This is a genomic window from Pseudanabaena sp. UWO310 (genome assembly GCF_006861605.1).
Classification (GTDB): domain Bacteria; phylum Cyanobacteriota; class Cyanobacteriia; order Pseudanabaenales; family Pseudanabaenaceae; genus Pseudanabaena.
Map to the genome: position 1 here is coordinate 64,707 of NZ_SELU01000015.1, position 18,909 is coordinate 83,615.

An 18,909-nucleotide genomic window follows, 5' to 3' on the forward strand; every position below is an offset into this window, starting at 1 on the left:
TGGGCTTCCGTTCGCTATTTAGTTTATACTAATTCCCCTATATGTGACGAAAATTAAGGGATTGTAAAACAGTCCCAGTAAGGTTTTGATACATAAAATCAAATCAAATACGATAACCAAGGAACTAATTTAGACATCTATTCTTCCTCATCCTATGGTTAAAACCAATTCACGAAAGTGTTATTACACTTTCGTGAATTGGTTTTAACCCGAACTGACGTTAAAAAAGATAGAAAAGATAGAAAAGGCAAATGGCGGCGCGAAGCTCCGCTATTTGTCCTTTGGGGTTTATATCCTAGGCAACTCTTTCGCTGATATAAATTCCAAAAATAGATTATTGTGCTTGTTGCAATAACTTCAACTGATTCTGCACATCGAGCTTGATCTTTTGGGCTTGCAAATATACTGTAGTGCCACTTTGAATCTTTTCTAATTCATTATTAACTGCCATAAAGTTCGCGATCGCTTGATTGCGATTTAAATCTTTACCATTCTTCGGCAAGGTTGACCATAGATAGGTTAGCTTCTGGTTTGCGCTCTCCAAGGCTTGAACTGATTTCTGCTCATTTTTGAGCCTTACTTGCACTTCAGCGAGACTGGTACGATAGGTTGCTAAGCGTTTTTGCGCTTCACTATAACCTTGTAAATCGCTATTAGGAACGCTTTCAAGACGTTGAATGCCATCTTGCCACATTTTTGCTATTTGCTCCCAACGTTCGCTAGAATGCGGAGGATTACGCCCAGATTCGGCGGATTGCTTGGCAAATTCTTCTGCGCTGTTAAGGATTGCCACAATTTTTTCATTCCCTGCGGTCAATCCTCCCAGTTCTTTTAAGTCTCTAGTAGCAGTAATTACTAACTGCTGCGCCCTTCGTCCTGCCATTGTTTGAGATGGAATTTTTCCTAAGCGATCGATCGCTAATTGCCAGTTTTGAATCGCCGCTTTTTTATCGATAGGCGTTGCCGCTTGCTGAAATAAGGTTTTGGCATTGATCATTTCTGTTTCAGCATTGGTGAACTCGATCTGAGCATTTTGCTCCTGAAATACCTTGGCTTCTAGCTGTCCTGCCTTGATCCGAGACGCTTGCAAACCCGCTGGGGTAAATCGCCAGTCATATCCCCAACTGTAATAGCCCCGTGCATAATCTGTCCATTCGGCTACATACCATACAGGAATTGCATCTAAAGCTGCCTTACCTTCTTTAACTTTTAAGGAGCCGCGATCTAAGTCAGCAGGACTAGTGGGCGATTCGATCAACTGTCGAGCTTCTTCAATACTTGCTTGTCCTTGTTTAAAGTTGGCATCCATTGCCATATTACTAGGCAAAAGTAGAAGTGGTGCTGTCTTTGCCACTGGTTGCCGAATTACGGGATAGGGTAAATTCGCTACATAAACAATCCCCACAGGAATACCAATCAAAATCCCGCCCCAGAGTAATCTTTGTCCGAATTTCTTAAACCCGTTCAGAGGTGATTGATTAACGGTCGGGTTGGCTAGAGACTGATGGGACTTCGAGATTTCCGCTTCTAGCTCTGTATATCTTTGCACTGCGGGAGTTGGCTGTGAATTAGGATTTAGATTTGGAGAACTAGAACTTGGTACTGTTTGCCCATTGGGAATATTTCCTCCCCCCTGTTGAGGACTTTTCTTTTTCGCAAACATTGAGTTAAGGATGCCCATGATTATTCCCTAATATCTACATGATTATTATATATAGCTGCCGCCAGTCTTGTTATACCAATTCACGAAAGTGTGACAACACTTTTGTGAATTAAACACCAAACCCAGTAAGGTTTTGAGATTCCCAAAATGGTGTTGCCATTTTGGGCTTTATACCCAAGAAGAGGAGGTTGGCACGAAGTGCCAACCTCCTCTTCTTGGGTTTAGAACCATAGAGATAGGAGAGGCTATTTCAGAATATTTTGCAAAGTGCTGACCACTTGCTGCTGTTGTTCTTCGCGCAGTTCGGGAAACATGGGTAAAGATAGAACGCGATCGCAGATATCTTCGGTAACAGGGAAATCTCCTTTTTTATAGTTGAGGTAACGATAAACCTCCTGCAAATGTAGGGGTAAGGGATAGTAAATCATCGTGATGATATTTTGTTCGCGAAGTTGGGCTTGCACCTGATCTCTTTGCCCATCGCCGATGCAAACTGTGTATTGGTTCCACACACTGCCTGCACAGTAGTGAGGAGAGACCAGCTTGGGAATATGGGCATCTTTCAGCAGATGGGTATAGCGATCGCTAATTTCCCGACGCTGGTCATTCCACTTGTCGAGGTAGGGCAGTTTAACCTGCAATAGAGCCGCTTGCAGCGCATCGAGACGAGAGTTCATGCCGATATATTCGTGGTAATAGCGCTTCGGGCTACCATGTTCGCGCAAAATATGTAATTTTCTGGCAACTTCGGGGTTATTGGTGGTCATCATCCCCCCATCGCCACAGCCACCCAGATTTTTGGTGGGATAAAAGCTAAAACAGCCCACATCCCCGATATTCCCCACCTTTTGTCCGTCAAAGGTCGCCCCCGTTGCCTGAGCGCAGTCTTCGATGACGTAGAGATTGTGCTTTTTGGCGATCGCCATCAGCTTAGTCATATCTACGGCGCGACCAAATAGATGCACAGGCATAATTGCCTTAGTGCGCTCGGTGATCGCCGCTTCGATTAAATCCACATTCATATTGAAGCTATGAGCCTCAATATCGATAAATACTGGCTTTGCCCCCGTCATACTGATCGTTTCTGCACTGGCAAAAAATGTGAATGGTGAAGTAATTACTTCGGCACCCTCCCCAATGTCTAAAGCTCTTAGGGCTAAATACAGAGCATCAGTACCTGAGTTGCAAGCAATACCGTGATTTGAGCCAATATATTGCGCAAATTCAGTCTCAAACTGACTTACAGCTTGTCCGCCAATGTATTGCCCCGATGCCAGTACTTCTAACGCCGCTTTGTTCAGGCGATCGCCAATTTGTTGATATTGCTGCGATACATCAAAGGGAGGAATTTTATTCACGTTGAAACGATTCTAGATTGCCTCAACTATTTTAAACGCTATCATGCAAACCATAACTAACTAACGCAATCCTAAATATAGCTGCCGTCAACTGGATCAGGAAATTAAGCCCAAAAGAGGGTTGCCGCGCTTCGCGCGGCAACCCTCTTTTGGCGCTAATACCAATTTCCAAAAGTGTGGCTACACTTTTGGAAATTAAAACCCAAACCCAGTAAGGGCTTTAAAATCACAAAATGGCATAGCCATTTTGTGATTTGGTATAAACGAATGCTATGCGTCGTTTATTTTGTTTCGTGACGGGCATAGTCATCTTGAAAGCGAATTATGTCGTCTTCTCCCAAATATTCACCATTTTGCACCTCGATCAAGATCAAAGGAATAATTCCGGGATTTTCTAACCGATGAGCCGTACATTTTGGTACATAGGTGGATTGATTGGTACTAATCATCGTTTCTTTGTCTCCACAGGTTACCTTGGCTGTACCTGAAACAACGATCCAATGTTCGCTGCGGTGGTGGTGCATTTGGAGACTGAGACGATGCCCAGATTTAACTTCAATCCGTTTGATTTTGTAACCGCGACCTTCTTCGAGGGTAGTGAAGGATCCCCACGGACGTTCTACAGTAGGTCCATGACCATGCGATTCCCCATTTAGACTTGCTATGCTTGCGATCGCCGAAGAAACTTCTTGTACTGGTGACATAACTGCAATTTAGAAATCTGATTACTTCCTAGAATAACATCAAGCCCCATAATCCTTTTTAAACAGCATTATTTTAATAACTATAACTACAGTCACTTGAATTAGGAAAAATCAAAACCCAAGAATTAATTGGCGGCGCTTCGCGCCGCCAATTAATTCTTGGGTTTTGATTTTTCCTAGTACACTTGGCGACAGCATTGTGCGATCGCTTACTAATTTTGTCTGAAGTATTTATATATACATAGCTAAAGATGGATCTGCGTCTCAATAGTTATTGGAGAATTCCGATCGCGTCGAGAAACGGCAAGCAGTAGCCAGTTATGTTAACTATGTTAGAACGATCTCAAACTCCATGCCTAGAATGGCAGCGCTTCGCGCCGCCATTCTAGGCATGGGGTTTATGACATAACTTCCTTAGCTATAGCGATACGGAATTGGGACAAGATCTTTTTAGGTTAGATTTTAATGGCTGAGGTACTCAATCCGACTAAGCTCTTATTTGACCTACATCGAGGCACTGAAATTGCGGAAACTTTTTCTGGATGCCTAGAGCCAGAGGTAATCGCGCTGCGAGTGACCAATGGGATCGTGGAGCGGTTTGACTGTGCTTTTGCAAGGATTTGGCTACTAGAGCCAGATCGAACTTACCTGAAGCTTGTCGCCTCTTCGGGAATGTATACGCGTACCGATGGGAGATTTGCCAAAGTGCCAATTGGCGCGTACAAGGTGGGAAAAATTGCCCAAAATCGGGTTTCCTTTCTCAGTAACAATTTGGCAGATGAAACTTGGGTAGGCGATCGCCAATGGGCGATCGCCAATAATATTCTGGGATTTGCAGGTTATCCCTTAGAGATCAAGGGTAGAGTCGTAGGCGTTTTGGCAGCCTTTAGCCATCACAAAATGCCACCCGAATTTCTAGAGTTTTTACGAATGCTCTGTACAATTGCGGCGATCGCCATTGACAGTGCCTTTAAACATCAACAGGAAAAGCAGTCATGGCAAGCCCTCGATCGGCACCCTTGGCAGGAGCGCACAGCCCTATCCGATCGCCTAGCCGATATTTTGCATTCCCATCGATTAACGCTGGTGGGCACTGAGCGATCGCTAGATCTCACCCTTGAGTATGTATTTTTACGCACGGCGGAAATTCTGAATAAAATTGGCGGAGCCTATTGCCGCTTAATTTATGCCGATACAGCCATATCTTTAGAAGCGATCGTAGCGACCCCTACCACACAGAATGCAATTCATAATCATCCCCATAATTATCCCCATAATCATCTACAAACATGGCTGAGATCGCTATTTCACGAATTGTTTGTCATCATTTCCAGTCTGGGAGGCACGATCGATATTCATAGCACCGAGTTACAAATTGCGATTACGATTCCCTTTGTCAAAGAAGCTAATCCCCTATCCGAGCGGGAATTGGAAATGATGCAGTTATTAACCCAAGGACTACGCGATCGCGACATCGCCCAACAACTGATCATCAGCGAAAGTACCGTGAAATTTCATATTAATAATATTTTAGCCAAACTCAAGGCAAGAACTCGTTTTCAAGCTCTACATTTAGCTATGGTCAATGGGTGGCTGCAATAGAGTTGTTTTTAGCTTGACGGGACGATCGCAAAAAAACAACAATGGGTTTACTCAAGTTAAATAAGTAGCTGGTTACAATTAAATTTAAAATTCAAAAAGCTGTAGCGCAAGCGCAGCCTGCGCTACAGCTTTTGATTCGGGGTTTTAATTATGCCCAGCTACTTAAAAACTGCCAAATTAACCTAAGCTAAAAGCTAAAAGCTAAGAGCTAAAAGCCCCATAAAACTATGACCAGAACCGAACGCGACTCCATGGGGGAAATGACCCTGCCCGATGATGTTTATTACGGTATTCAAACTGCTAGGGCGATCGATAACTTTAAGATCAGCGGACTTAAGCCCCTTGCTACTTTTGTCGATGCTTGCTTACTCATCAAAAAAGCGACAGCATTAGTTAATGCCGAACTCGGTTGTATCCCTGTCGGTATGGGCATGGCGATCGCGGCGGCGGCGGATGAAATATTAGATGGTCAGTTACGCGATCAATTTGTTGTTGATGTTTATCAAGCAGGCGCTGGCACATCACACCATATGAATATTAATGAAGTCTTAGCCAATCGCGCCCTAGAAATTTTGGGCGATGTTAAGGGCAATTACAATGCTGTCAATCCTAATGATCATGTTAATTACGGACAGTCAACCAATGATGTCATCCCCACGGCGATCAGAATTGGCGCGTTATTATCCCTAGATCGCGTGTTACAGCCTGCCTTAGCAAATCTCAACGAACAGTTACGGATTAAGGCGATCGCTTTTGCCGATATCGTTAAGTCTGGACGCACGCATTTACAGGATGCCGTTCCCGTCAGACTTGGGGACGAATTTCAAGCCTATGCCCAAATCATTAGCGATCACATTCAACGGATTCACCAAGCCGCCAACGATCTCAAAACCTTAGGCTTAGGGGGAAGTGCGTCGGGGACAGGACTAAATACCCATCCCCGCTATTGTGATCGCGTAGCCGAGAAATTAAGTGAAATTACTGGTTTTGAACTTAAGCCCGCCAGTAACCTCATGGCGGCGATGCAGAGCATGGCTCCCTTTGTCAATGTATCGGGCGCGATCCGTAACCTTGCCCAAGACACTTGCAAAATTGCTAACGATTTGCGCTTGATGGATTCGGGACCCAAAACAGGATTGCGAGAAATTCAACTGCCTCCCGTACAGCCAGGATCGTCAATCATGCCAGGGAAATACAATCCTGTAATTGCGGAGATGACAAATATGGTTTGCTATCAAGTAATTGGCTATGACACCGCGATCTCCTTTGCCGCCCAAGCAGGTCAATTGGAATTAAATGTGATGATGCCTCTCATTGCCTACGATCTGATTCAGAGTATTGAGATTTTAGGACAGGCGATCGATACCTTGGCAGCAAAATGCATTCGCGGCATTACGGCTGTCGAAGATCGCTGCCTAGCCTATGCCGAAGGCAGTCTCTCGCTGGTGACGGCTCTAAATACCCATATTGGCTATCTGAATGCTGCGGATGTGGCAAAGGAATCGTTGGCAACGGGCAAGTCTCTGCGTCAAGTGGTTTTAGACAAAGGGCTGATGACAGCGGAGAAGTTAGCTGAAGTTCTCGATCTAGAGCAGATGAGTCGTCCTAACGGTTAACTCCCGCTACCAATTCCCTTAGAAAAACAGTAAAAATCCTATTCCCTTCTCTATGTATGGGGGGCTGAGGTAAAAGAGCTAGGGGATTTTATTTATTGCAGTTTTCATTTTGCCTACGGCAAAATGAAAACTCAAAACCCTTACTAGGATTGTTTTTGGTTTTCAAATGAGTATGCACTCATTTGAAAACCGCAATAGTAATTCATGGAGAAATAGAAGACTATGTTAGCAGTAGCAGTATTGGCGGCGGGTAAAGGAACGCGCATGAAATCGACCTTACCCAAAGTGTTACAACCGCTAGGAGGTAAATCCTTAGTTGAGCGCGTTCTCAATGCCACGGATTCGCTTCAAGCCGATCGCCGCATTGCGATCGTAGGTTATTGCAGCGATCTAGTGCGGGAGGCTCTTGCTTCCTATCCCCATTTGGAGTTTGCCGAACAAGCAGAGCAATTAGGGACTGGACACGCTATTCAACAGTTATTGGAACCCTTGGCAGGTTTTGAAGGGGAGTTAGTCGTGCTGACTGGAGATTCACCATTGATGCGTGCGGAAACAATTCAAGCCCTCATCGATAGCCACCGCCAGCATCAAGCTTCGGCAACCGTACTGACAGCCATCCTTCCCAATCCCACGGGATATGGTAGGGTGTTTTGCGATCGCACCATGCAGATCGAACGCATCATCGAACATCGCGACTGCAATCCCGAACAAATTCTCAATCAGAGAGTGAGTACTGGGGTTTATTGTTTTGATTGGTCGCAATTGGCTCTGGCTCTACCAAAGCTAACGACAAACAATGCTCAAAAGGAATATTATCTCACTGAAGTCTTTGATTATCTCACTTCAGTTTATGCTAGCGATTTGGAAGATCCCGATGAGAGCTTGGGGATTAATGATCGCCTTCAATTAGCCCATGCCTACGCAGTGCTGCAAAAAAGAGCGCGTGATAAATGGATGCGGGCAGGGGTAACGATGCTACTGCCTGAAACCATTACCATCGACGATGAAGTAGAACTCGCTCCCAATGTTACCATCGAACCCCATTCCCATTTACGCGGCAATACCAAAGTTAGTGCTGGTACGACGATTGGACCATCTAGCCTCATCGAAAATAGTATCATTGGGGAAAATTGCTCTGTGCAATTCTCCGTGATTGAAGATAGCCAGATCGCTGACAACTGTAGAATTGGTCCCTTTGCGCGCATTCGTGGTGAATCAATCGTCGGTGAAAAATGCCGCATTGGTAATTTTGTAGAACTTAAAAATGCCAAAGTGGGCAATCGCACTAATGCCGCCCATCTCAGTTATTTAGGAGATGCGACCATCGGTCAACAGGTAAATATTGGCGCGGGCACGATTACCGCTAATTATGACGGCTTTAAAAAGCATCAAACTACAATTGGCGATCGCAGTAAAACTGGTTCTAATTCTGTCCTCGTTGCTCCCATTCAAATCGGCGAAAACGTAAATATCGCCGCAGGGTCGATCATTGTCGAGGATGTTGCCGATAATTCTTTAGCGATCGCGCGATCGCCGCAAGTTACCAAACCTGATTATTACGACCCAGAAGGTCGGAAAAAAATTAAAAACAAGAATTAAAAACAGGAAGAGGTGCAAAGCACCTCTTCCTGTTTTTCGGATGGATTATCCCAATTCACGAAAGTGTGACAACACTTTCGTAAATTAAACACCAAACCCAGTCAGGTTTTGAGATTCCCAAAATGGCAACGCCATTTTGGGAATTGGTATAAAATCCTAAAACCCGTAGCGCACGCTGCGCGTGCGCTACGGGTTGTGATTCTGGGTTTTAATTATGCTCAGCTACTTAAGCACTTTTTCTTCTCTTTTTATTCTCTTTTTCTGCTTTTGTTCGTACATTAACCGATCTCCCTCAGCCAAAAGATCGTCAATCGATTGATGTCGGCTAGGATCGAACGCAACGATGCCAACACTACAAATAATTTGGTAACCACGATTGGATTTTTGATTAAACTCTTCTAGCGATCGCTCCAGTCGCTCCAAAACTAGTTGCGTTTCTTCGCGATCGACATTAGACAATAAGGCAACAAATTCATCCCCTCCCAATCTGCCCACTACATCCGATTCCCGAAAAGATTCTTTTAAAATCATACTAAAATCGATTAAGGCTCGATCTCCCTCTGCATGTCCATAGTGATCGTTGATTTCTTTAAATAAATCCAGATCGAGAAAGAAAAGAGAAGCAGGTTTATTTTCCCGTTTGCATAATTTGAGAGAATATTGAGATAGCGCCACAAAACCGCGCCGATTGGATATTTGGGTTAGCTCGTCAATGGTTGCCAATTGCAATGCCGCCAATTCTTGTACAGCCATCTGTCCGAGATCTCGCAACAAACTTCGATCCTCTTCGTTAAGTATGCGCGGACATCGATCAATCAAGCAGAGTGTACCTAACCTTATACCCTTAGATATAACCAATGGAACTCCTGCATAAAAGCGAATTTTCGGCTCATCAATTACATAGGGATTATCGTAAAATCTATCGTCTAGCAAAGCATCTGCAACTATAAAAATTTCATCCCCTAAAATAGCGTGACCACAAAAGGATATATCGCGAAATTGAGGCATTTGGGAAGGTTCTATGCCTTGAGCCGATTTAAACCATTGGCACTTAAGATCGACCAAACTTATCAATACAATAGGTACACCAAATAATCGCTTTGCTATTCTAGTAATTCGATCAAAACGTTCTTCTGGCTCGGTATCAAGAATATTTAGCGATCGCAATATTTCTATGCGGACATCTTCATTTTCTGGGTATTCAGGTACTTTCATAGATAAATGCTAAAAAATAATAATACGTAAAACAAGATCTTTATGGATGCATGATATCAAAACCAATTCTACTAAGTAGTTCGGCATAATTAAACCCCAAAGCCAGAGGGCGTACTGCCCACTTAGCGGGCGGTACGCTCCTCTAGGTTTTAAGTTTACTTATGCTTAGCTACTTACAGCAATTATCGATCAAACGAACCACAAGAAGATTTTTGAAAGCTTTGCTTCGCAAAGCTTTCAAAAATCTTCTTGGTTTGGGTTTGAGCGCAAAGCGCTGTAAAAGGACTGTTGTCTAAAAAGAGTTAAAAAAGAGCCGTAAGTTTTAATCAGGCAATTGTAGTCTAATATTAAGAATCTAGAATAGCGTACTGCCCACAACACGGGCAGTACACTATTCTAGATTCTTAAATTATGCTGAACTACTTGGACATGGAAAGTAACACAATTACACCTAGCCAGAAAGTGACTACTGACAGTACTGCAATAAAAGTATGGGGTGAAGAAGTCCATACATTACAGTTCTGCCGATCCTTCTGGCAGGTAATTTTGAGTAAACCCAGTAGCCAAATTGAGAGATACACCTTGTGAATCTCTCAATTTTTGTCTGAGCTTTAGGGCAATCACCAATATCAAATTTCATCGGGATTTATTCCAAGTGACTTTAAATAAGCTACTAACTTTTCCTTGTGTTGGCGTTCTTGTTTAGCCATCATCTCAGCATTTACCGCACGTTCTTCAGCATTTACCGCACGCTCTTCAGCAGTCGGATATCGCACGCTATTTCGATCATACCAATAAACCCACTCTCGCTCCCAATTACCACGATTACTAAGTTCACAGCCAATACCTAGATCGATTTCTGGCATCCATACCATTTTTCCACCTTCCTGCAAAAGTGAAACTGATGGAATAAGTTCGTACTTGCCATTTATTAACTTGTAGACTTCTAAAGATTGATGTTTTTTGTAAATCCCTCTTCTTCCACTCAAGGCATTGTAGACAACATAGTAGAGAATTCCTAAATCTTGATATTGCAAGAGTTTGCGATCATATTCGCCATTATACTTTTTAGAGATGACTTCGAGCGCAAGAATTGGTAGTACTTTTTCCTGCCATAGCACATAACTCAATCTTCCCCCTTCATTAGTCAGTCTCTCTACGCCAAGAGCTAAAAAAGCATCGGGAACAATTGCTTTAGATTTTTCAGGTTCCTCAATATTTAGCTCGTAATAGAAACACATATCTACACCCCAAAACCAATCTTGGCGATCGCCCCAAATTGATCGCAGCAAATTTAGGAGAACATTAGGAATATCATTTTGGAGTTCATTATCCACAGGAGTTTCGTCGGAATCTGGTAGGTCTTCCGCAGTAGGTAGATGGCGGTGTTCGTAAGGTATTGTAATCATAACTTTTTGGTATGTTACGTTAGCTCTGTTCTGCCATAAGTATAGCAAAACATAAAAAGTGAATGAATGCGATCGCATTCATTCACTCTCACCCAGTTGTATAGCTGCCGCCAACGGTATCAGGACATAAAACCCCAAAGAGAGTTGCCGCGCGGAGCGCGGCAACTCTCTTTGGGGTTTTGATTTTGTCCTAACAAAACTGGCGGCAGCTATACCAATTTATGAAAGTGTGACAACACTTTTGCGAATTAAACACCAAACCCAGTAAGGTTTTGAGATTCCCAAAATGGCAACGCCATTTTGGGAATTGGTATCAGTAGCTATTTCCAGATATTTTCCCAAAATGGAGTTTCCACAGGCTCGGGCAAACTAGAGATATTCATCTTGCGACGAATATCGAAAAGATTCCAGCCTGTTAAGTTTGCGAGGGTTTGAGCCTCTTTCTCAAACCGTGGACGCAGCGATCGCTGATATGCTTTTCCAGCATCACAGTTTGTCTCACCTTTAAAGGGATATCGCAAAACATAACGACCTTGGAAGAACTCTTGATTCGAGGTTTCCTTAAAGCTCAAATCTTCGGGAAATGTATCGCGGCTATAGCGAATATGTAAACGGGTGATAAAAACCCTGTTGTTATTAGGAGGTACTGGTCGGCGAAACCGCCCCGATGAATTGACAGCATCATTTGGGGAACCCATCCAAAACACCCCTGCCTTGCGAAGTTCTTCGGGAGAGAGCGGTTCGGCAGAGCATGGATCGCAGCTTGACATATCCCATGCATATTCTAAAAAGGCAACCTTGCGTCCTTCCTTATTGTAGGAAGTTTTAAACATGGACTTATAGAATTCTCCAAATTCACTCTTCACATAGGCCGGAATATCGTCACCCGATGGAACTTTGATTGTACGATAATTAGCGACTTCGGCTTGTCCTTTAGGAGAAAGAATATAGACAAGTAAATCTTGATCACCATTGGCATTAAGCATACCCAAGCGAATAGGAAGCATGAATTTTGGAGATTCGTATGCCATCATCAGGGGTCTGAGGGATTGCGAACCTGTTTTACTGAGTTCGGCAATATTCACCTTTGCCACAAAGAACTTCATGTTTTGGCGAATATAGGGCTGAAGTAATTCTTTTGCGCCTTGCGGAATTTTGTAATCATTATCAATCAGCCAAGATTCTAAACCATCGGAATCCTTAGCACTGAGAATGAGAATATCGTATTCGCCAACCGCAAATTTGGCTTCGATCGTAACTTGATAATTATCTGCCCTTGCTTTTGATTCCATCATTGGTGCAGCAGCTCTTGTCGCACCACTAAGAGTTATTTGATCGTAGACTTCATATCTGGCACAGGGATCGGAGTCAAAGTACTCAACCAAACGAGGGGCGCTAAAGGAATCAAGGCGATCAATGATCTTCTGTTCGCCAATGCGTACCTGTTCTTTTTTCAGTAACACGGGGACGGGGACGACAAGGGCAAAGTCTTTAACATCGCCTTGATAGTCATTCGCCATCGTTAAAACGGTGCGCTTACCGTCACGGGCAATTACCACCTGTGAAGCTTTGTTAAAGAGACTAGCATCGGCTTGGGATACATAAAATCCACAGAAAGCAAAAGCCAAGGGTGAATAAGCAAACACCATCACACCAGCAAGGACGGTACTCAATAGTACGCGCATCCACAACAAAAGTCTTTTCATAATCTAACCTTAGTAATTTATGGATTAGAGAGCAAAGCACTATGAGCGCTATGACGCTTAGGTAGCCATTGGAAGCGTGGGGCATTCCATAGCCGATCGCACAAAACGGTGAGCGGCGAAATCAGGAATAATGCATAAAACATGGCATCCGCATTGAAGAAGACATTACGGAAGATAAATGCTAACAGCGCGATCGCCATTGCCCAAATCAGCCTTGCTGTTTTAGCATTAGGAATGGAACGCGGATCGGTAATCATGAATAGGGCAAATAGCAACAAAGATCCACTAGTCAAGCGATGGGCTAGCACATCCCAAGTCCAACCCAGCCAAAAATTCCGTAATCCTTCTAGCAGGGCATAGGAAGCCAAAAACATGAAGCTCGTATCCCAACGTCCTACCTTTTTGAGAACGATCCCGCCAAAACCGAGGAAAACTAAAGCGTAAAGGCTATCTTCACCCCATTGCCCATTAGAGACCCATGCATGGTTATCCCACACAAAGGTGTCTAACAACAGAACGACAACAATGCCAAAGTTCGCAGGATTGAACCAATGTTTGCCATTAGTGCGAAAAATAAACTTACTAGCGATCGCCAAAAATGAAGCACAGATGATCGCCCCATAGCTGTCGGAGCGCAGCAGTAGACTTAAACCCAAGGCGGTAATCGTGGCACTTTTGAGCGATAGCCAGCGGTCGTGATTCTGGGAGGTAGGTGGAAATAGGCTGACCATCGCCATCTGGGTTAACCAGCAAATGCTAAAGGTCAGGGCGATCGCGATCGGCTTCAAAGTCCAATCGCGTGTACTTACCCCTAACAATAAAAAGACGGATAAAAAGAGAATCTGATAATCGCGGGCATCTTTGAAGGGGGGGAGGCCCAAAGCGAACAATGGGGAAAGCGATCGCGGCAAAACCAAAGGCAACTTCCATGACTGCATAGCTTTCTGATTAACCATAAAGTTTGCATCAGTATAAGTGCATCAATTTCAGAAATATAGTCCGTTGCACTTTTTGTAACGATCCATAAACCCAAGAAGAGAGTGAATCCCGCGTAGCGGGATTCACTCTCTTCTTGGGTTTTAGATTGCCTATGCGTCGCGGCCTAATACAAGGCTTCTTTCGGTTTAACGATATTAATCGCTCTCAATCCCGAAATCACACCCGTACCAATGACAGCACCAGACAGGCCGCGCATCGCATTTTCCAGAGGAATAACGGGAATTAACATTTTCCAAATCGGCTCTGGCCAGTTAAAGAGATAATAGGTAAAGGGAACTTGACTGAGATGGGCAAGCCCACAGATCATCCAAGTGCCGCAAAATATGCCGATCCCTACTCTTATCAAATCTTTGCTGCCAATCATGCGGGCAAATAACGTTCGCGTGGGCAAGACAAATAGAAGTATCGATGACCAATCAATAAAGGCTCCCGCGATAAAAGTATCAAGAGGAATACCATTACGAGCGATCGCCAAATAAGCATAAGCCACAAGTTCGCTTACAAATATCCCGACCAATCCCAAATACCAATATTGGCGATTCCTAACCGTAACCATAGCCCCTGCGGCAAAACTAGCGATCGCTGCTCCCCAAATAGCGATCGCAGGTACTCCTGCCGTATAGGGGGCAAGGAATACGCCAATTAAAGTACCAATACCACTAGCTAAGGCTCCCGCCAAAGGACCTAACAACCAGCCAAGTAAAGGATAGATGCTTTGACTTAAAGGAATACCTTTACCAGAACCAAGCACGATCGAAAATGGAATGAATGCTAATACTGTAGCAACGGAAGCAAGAACGATGATGTAAGCGATCGGTGCACCATCGATCGCCGCACTACCGATCATTTTCACTTCGCGCTCCGCGCCTTCAGGAATTTGATTTTCGGTCATGGTGATTTTAATAGCTATTGTGATCGGCTTTGTTTGATTGTTTTAGTTTGATCGTTTTTTGATCGGTTTTGATCATTTGATCGGCTTAAGAATTCTGCGATCATTCTTTTGATCGAGCAATCTCAGCAATCTCATTTTATAGCAAGTATAGCTACAGTCACTTGCCTTAACCCCCAGAACTGAATGGCGGCGCGAAGCGCCGCCATTCAGTTCTGGGGAGTTATATCCTAATCACCATCATCTTCTTGACTTATTTATTGACTTAAATTCTCAAATAAGTTTAAGCTATATCTAGTAGTTATTGCCATTAATTCTTTTTAGTATATCGACTGACTTTTAAAAATAATGAAATTTTTTGTATTTTCTCCTGCTAAGTTTGTGGCGATCGCAGGATTAGTCTCCCTGATGGGTTTGACCGCTTGCACGGAAAATAGTCAAAATAGCCAAAATAATCAGCAACCTTCATCTACGAATGTAGCCCAGACTAACGCTAGTAAGGAACAAACCAAAGACGCTAAACCTGCTCCAACTGAAGTAGCTAAGGCTCCTAGTAATGATATTACGATCGCCTTCGCCACCCGCCGCGACACCAAGGATCTCCAGAGCAAAGTTGATAAGGTTACTGCTATTTTATCGAAAGAACTAGGAACTCCTGTCAAGGGGATCATTGCCGATGAAACTGCATCAGTCGAAGCCCTCCGCGCCAATCGAGCCAATGTTGCCTTTGTCAGTGGACGCGCAGCCCTAAAAGCCGAACAACTATCAGGGGCAAAGATGTATTTAGCCGAAGTTCGTGCTGATTACTCAGGCGGTAAATCCTATAACTCGATCTTTGTCGTACCCGAAAACAGCCCCTTAAAAACCTTAGCAACTCCCCAAGAAACCCTAGAACAGTTGAAAGGAAAGCGTATGGCTTTTACCTCGCGTTCTTCGGGTTCGGGCTTTATTTTCCCCGTGAGCGAATTAGTGGGGTTAAAGTTTGTTGATGGTCCCGATCGCTTAGATAGTTTTTTTGGCAAAGTAACCTATGGTGACGGCTATAGCAGTGCTTTACAGGCTGTCCTGCGCGATCAAGCCGATGTAGGCGTGGTATCGGAATATGCATTGCTTCCCCCTTGGATTACGGCTGAGGAAGGCAAAAAATTGCGCGTACTACATGCAGTTCCCAATGTACCCGCCCATGGCATTGCCATTGACGATAGCGTACCTGCGGATGTCAGGGAAAAGTTGATTAATGCTTTTTTAAAGCTGAATGAAGCGGAGAATAACGAATTATTCCGCAGTCTCTATAACTCTACCAAACTAGTCAAGGTCGATCACGAACAACATTTAGCTACCATGCGTACGGCTATTGCCCGTGCAGGACTCAAACCTTAATCAATTTTATAAATTGCGCCAACGATCAATAACGATCAATCAATAACGATCGATTAAGTACCTCAGCATAATTAAAATCCAGATCTAAAACCTGCGGCGCACGCGCAGCGTGCGCCGCAGGTTTTAGGGCTTTATATTTAATTAGGCCTACTTACTTAGAATTTTCAATTAGGATTTTCAATTAGGATTTGAAAAATATGGAATCTTTATCAGTCAATAACGCCCCTGCGATCGCTTGTCACAATCTGCGCACGGCTTATCAAGCTAATTTAAAGCGTCCAATCTTAAATGGAATCGATTTACAAATTAACCAAGGCGAGTTTGTCGCCCTACTAGGCTTAAACGGCGCAGGAAAATCCACACTGCTGCGATCGCTAGTGGGCTTAATCCCTGTAAATCAAGGGGAAATTCAAGTATTTGGCACGAAGGTGGAACCCCAAAACATTGGCGAGATCCGTAAGAATGTGGGGTTTCTCTTTCAGGGTGGGGGCTTAGTCGATCAGCTTTCCTCCCTAGATAATGTTTTGTGTGGTTGTCTGGGAGAGCTTAACACTTGGCAGAGTTTATGGGGATTTCCTCAACGCGATCGCCGAGTTGCCATGCAGCTATTACAAAAGCTTGGGCTACAGGAGCAGACCTACCAAAAAGCCAGACAGTTAAGTGGCGGACAGCGCCAGCGTGTGGCGATCGCACGTACCTTGATCCAATCGCCGCAGATTTTGCTGGCTGATGAGCCGACGACAGGTTTGGATATCGTCGGCATCAATCAAGTAATGGAAGCCCTTGCTTCCATGCATCGCAAAGGATTGACGGTTGTAGTCGTACTGCATGATCTCGCCCTAGCCGCTCAATATGCCCAACGGGCGATCGTCCTTGAAGCAGGGCAAGTCATGTATGATGGGGATTGTCAAAATATGGAAAAGCAGTTTGCCAAACTGCAAAATCTTTCCCCAGTCCAGTCTGCTAGCGCTGCATGATGAAATTTATTGATCGGATTCGTCCCCATACTTCTAGCTACAATATCTGGGCTATTAGGGTTTTAGTAATTGTCGGTCTAGGTTGGGCTTATATCTGGTCACTAAGGGGATTAAAAGTCGATCTCAAATTACTGCAAACGAGTTGGCCCTACATGACAGATTTTCTGTCCCGTCTTTGGCCGCCCGATTTGAGTATTTTAGATGTTGCGATCAATGCTTTGATTGAAACTGTGCAAATGTCACTGTGGGGAACGACGATTGGCGCAATTCTTTCTATACCGATCGCTTTGCTATCCGCCCGCAATCTTTCGCCCCTATGGTTACGTTGGCTAGCTAATTTTTTGCAAAATGCGGTGCGTTCGGTTCCGTCCATTATTTTAGGCTTGTTTTTTGTGGCGGCGACGGGTTTGGGTGCGCCAGCGGGAACCTTAGCGCTAGGGATTTACACGATCGGCTATCTTGCTAAGTTCTATCAAGAGGCGATCGAATCCGTCGATAAGCGATCGCTCGAAGCTTTAAGAGTCGGTCGCGCCTCTTGGTGGCAGATCGCTCAGTATGGGGTCATGCCGCAGGTTTTACCCCTATGCCTTGGCTATACCCTCTATATGTTTGAGTACAATATTCGCGCCGCTTCCGTTTTAGGAGTAGTTGGGGCTGGGGGAATTGGCTTTGAATTGGTCAGTTATATTCGTGGGTTTGAATATAACAAGGCGACAACGATGATGATCGTTTTATTGGCGGTTGTTACGGCGATCGATACCCTCAGCAGTCAATTGCGGAACAAGTTTAAATCTGAATAAAATCCTGATGCTGATATGCGATGATTTATAGCGTTATCGAACTCCAAACCGAGGTTGTCCTATGCCTAAAGCGATCGCTCAAGCAGACACTTTCCTGAAAAAAAAGCTGCTGGGATCAACGGATTTAGCCGATTCCGAGAAGATTTTTATTAAAAAAGATCAGGCTTTTTATGTCACAGAATATAGCCCCGATCGCAACCAACATCTTTTAATGACGCTGGCATCTCCCTTCACCGCCAAGGACGGTAAAACCCAGATCCAGAAGGTCTATGCCTATGAGCCCCATATCAAAATCGAAGGACAGGATCTCAATCAGCTAATTAAACTACCAGTCAAATATTGCTCGCAGTTGGATAACGATGAAGCTATCTTTGGTCCTGGTTGGCGGCAATGTAATACCACCAGCAATACTATGCTTGCGGACTATTTATTAGGCGGAGAGTTAACCAAAAAGGCTCAATCAGGAAATTACAGTGTGGTAGAACCTGAGTCCGTATATATGCGGATTGTGGGCAAGTATGGCGATACCACCGATCATGACGCGCAAACATGGGCTTTAAAAGAACTTGGTATTGATTCTTACTTCAGTTACTCTCTCTCGGCTAAAGATTTATTACTGTCACTTAAAGCGAATATTCCTGTAGTGGTGGGATTTGCCTATAAAGGAAGCGGACATATTTGTATAGTAGTGGGGCATGATCCGACGAATAAAGTTTGGCTGATCCACGATCCTTACGGTACTCGTCATGGTGCTAGCGATAGCTACGATGTTGGCGTTGGTGGAGCCTATGATGCCTATAGCTACGATGTAATGCAACAAATTTTCTGGGATAGTGGCGGTGAGTCTGGCTGGGGAAGAATTGTTACCAGTGTCAAGGGCAAGCCAACTGGTTTACCATCGGGACTCTAGGAAAAGGCGACGCAATGCGTCGCCTTTTCCTATATTTAATACCAAATTACAAAATGGCGTAGCCATTTTGTAATTTTAAAAC

16 protein-coding genes are annotated in these 18,909 nt (G+C 44.1%); 7 read left to right on the forward strand and 9 right to left on the reverse strand.

Annotated features, from left to right (window positions below; all coding sequences use genetic code 11):
• Window positions 1-334: 334 nt before the first annotated feature.
• The 3 genes from PseudUWO310_RS06995 to PseudUWO310_RS07005 all read right to left on the reverse strand — a co-directional run bounded on the left by PseudUWO310_RS06995 (window position 335) and on the right by PseudUWO310_RS07005 (window position 3,725).
• Window positions 335-1,681: a hypothetical protein gene (locus PseudUWO310_RS06995; protein ID WP_142600009.1), complete on the reverse strand. Its 1,347-nt coding sequence runs from the start codon at window positions 1,679-1,681 to the stop codon at window positions 335-337.
• 227 nt (window positions 1,682-1,908) lie between these two features.
• On the reverse strand, window positions 1,909-3,021 hold the full coding sequence (locus PseudUWO310_RS07000; protein ID WP_142600010.1) for a DegT/DnrJ/EryC1/StrS family aminotransferase: 1,113 nt from the start codon (window positions 3,019-3,021) through the stop codon (window positions 1,909-1,911).
• A gap of 281 nt (window positions 3,022-3,302) precedes the next feature.
• A complete protein-coding gene (locus tag PseudUWO310_RS07005; protein WP_009625071.1) occupies window positions 3,303-3,725 on the reverse strand; it encodes a cupin domain-containing protein in 423 nt (140 codons plus the stop codon).
• Between the two features lie 465 nt (window positions 3,726-4,190).
• Here PseudUWO310_RS07005 and PseudUWO310_RS07010 point away from each other — a divergent pair, with 465 nt between their 5' ends.
• The 3 genes from PseudUWO310_RS07010 (at window position 4,191) to glmU (ending at window position 8,542) form a co-directional block, all read left to right on the forward strand.
• Window positions 4,191-5,327 (forward strand): LuxR C-terminal-related transcriptional regulator, encoded by a 1,137-nt coding sequence (locus PseudUWO310_RS07010; protein WP_142600011.1) that lies wholly within the window; start codon window positions 4,191-4,193, stop codon window positions 5,325-5,327.
• A 227-nt stretch (window positions 5,328-5,554) separates the two neighbouring features.
• Entirely contained in the window at window positions 5,555-6,943 is a 1,389-nt protein-coding gene (locus tag PseudUWO310_RS07015; RefSeq protein WP_142600012.1) for an aspartate ammonia-lyase, read from the forward strand.
• Between the two features lie 222 nt (window positions 6,944-7,165).
• A complete protein-coding gene (glmU, locus tag PseudUWO310_RS07020) occupies window positions 7,166-8,542 on the forward strand; it encodes a bifunctional UDP-N-acetylglucosamine diphosphorylase/glucosamine-1-phosphate N-acetyltransferase GlmU (RefSeq protein ID WP_142600013.1) in 1,377 nt (458 codons plus the stop codon).
• A 222-nt stretch (window positions 8,543-8,764) separates the two neighbouring features.
• Here glmU and PseudUWO310_RS07025 read toward each other — a convergent pair whose 3' ends face one another.
• From PseudUWO310_RS07025 to PseudUWO310_RS07045, 6 genes are all read right to left on the reverse strand, one after another.
• Complete coding sequence (locus PseudUWO310_RS07025) at window positions 8,765-9,757, reverse strand: sensor domain-containing diguanylate cyclase (protein WP_142600014.1); 993 nt, start codon at window positions 9,755-9,757, stop codon at window positions 8,765-8,767.
• A gap of 419 nt (window positions 9,758-10,176) precedes the next feature.
• Window positions 10,177-10,338, reverse strand: coding sequence for a hypothetical protein (locus PseudUWO310_RS23245; RefSeq protein ID WP_223805570.1), 162 nt, complete (start codon window positions 10,336-10,338; stop codon window positions 10,177-10,179).
• A 48-nt stretch (window positions 10,339-10,386) separates the two neighbouring features.
• Window positions 10,387-11,166, reverse strand: a complete 780-nt coding sequence (locus PseudUWO310_RS07030) for a Uma2 family endonuclease (RefSeq protein WP_142600015.1) — start codon at window positions 11,164-11,166, stop codon at window positions 10,387-10,389.
• A gap of 320 nt (window positions 11,167-11,486) precedes the next feature.
• Complete coding sequence (locus tag PseudUWO310_RS07035) at window positions 11,487-12,872, reverse strand: DUF2330 domain-containing protein (protein WP_142600016.1); 1,386 nt, start codon at window positions 12,870-12,872, stop codon at window positions 11,487-11,489.
• Window positions 12,873-12,889: 17 nt separating this feature from the next.
• Entirely contained in the window at window positions 12,890-13,828 is a 939-nt protein-coding gene (locus PseudUWO310_RS07040) for an RnfABCDGE type electron transport complex subunit D (RefSeq protein ID WP_142600017.1), read from the reverse strand.
• Window positions 13,829-13,974: 146 nt separating this feature from the next.
• Complete coding sequence (locus tag PseudUWO310_RS07045) at window positions 13,975-14,763, reverse strand: hypothetical protein (RefSeq protein WP_142600018.1); 789 nt, start codon at window positions 14,761-14,763, stop codon at window positions 13,975-13,977.
• A gap of 345 nt (window positions 14,764-15,108) precedes the next feature.
• On the opposite strand from PseudUWO310_RS07045, the gene PseudUWO310_RS07050 reads away from it, so the two are divergent.
• The 4 genes from PseudUWO310_RS07050 to PseudUWO310_RS07065 all read left to right on the forward strand — a co-directional run bounded on the left by PseudUWO310_RS07050 (window position 15,109) and on the right by PseudUWO310_RS07065 (window position 18,827).
• The gene (locus PseudUWO310_RS07050) at window positions 15,109-16,140 is read left to right on the forward strand and encodes a phosphate/phosphite/phosphonate ABC transporter substrate-binding protein (protein WP_142600019.1); all 1,032 of its coding nucleotides are present in this window, start codon (window positions 15,109-15,111) and stop codon (window positions 16,138-16,140) included.
• A 197-nt stretch (window positions 16,141-16,337) separates the two neighbouring features.
• Entirely contained in the window at window positions 16,338-17,117 is a 780-nt protein-coding gene (locus tag PseudUWO310_RS07055) for a phosphonate ABC transporter ATP-binding protein (protein ID WP_142600020.1), read from the forward strand.
• Window positions 17,114-17,917 carry a phosphonate ABC transporter, permease protein PhnE gene (phnE, locus tag PseudUWO310_RS07060; protein ID WP_142600021.1) on the forward strand — a complete coding sequence of 268 codons (804 nt, stop codon included), beginning with the start codon at window positions 17,114-17,116 and terminating at the stop codon, window positions 17,915-17,917. Before PseudUWO310_RS07055 ends, phnE begins: the two co-directional genes overlap by 4 nt.
• A gap of 61 nt (window positions 17,918-17,978) precedes the next feature.
• Window positions 17,979-18,827, forward strand: a complete 849-nt coding sequence (locus PseudUWO310_RS07065) for a C39 family peptidase (protein WP_142600022.1) — start codon at window positions 17,979-17,981, stop codon at window positions 18,825-18,827.
• The last annotated feature ends 82 nt before the right edge of the window (window positions 18,828-18,909 follow it).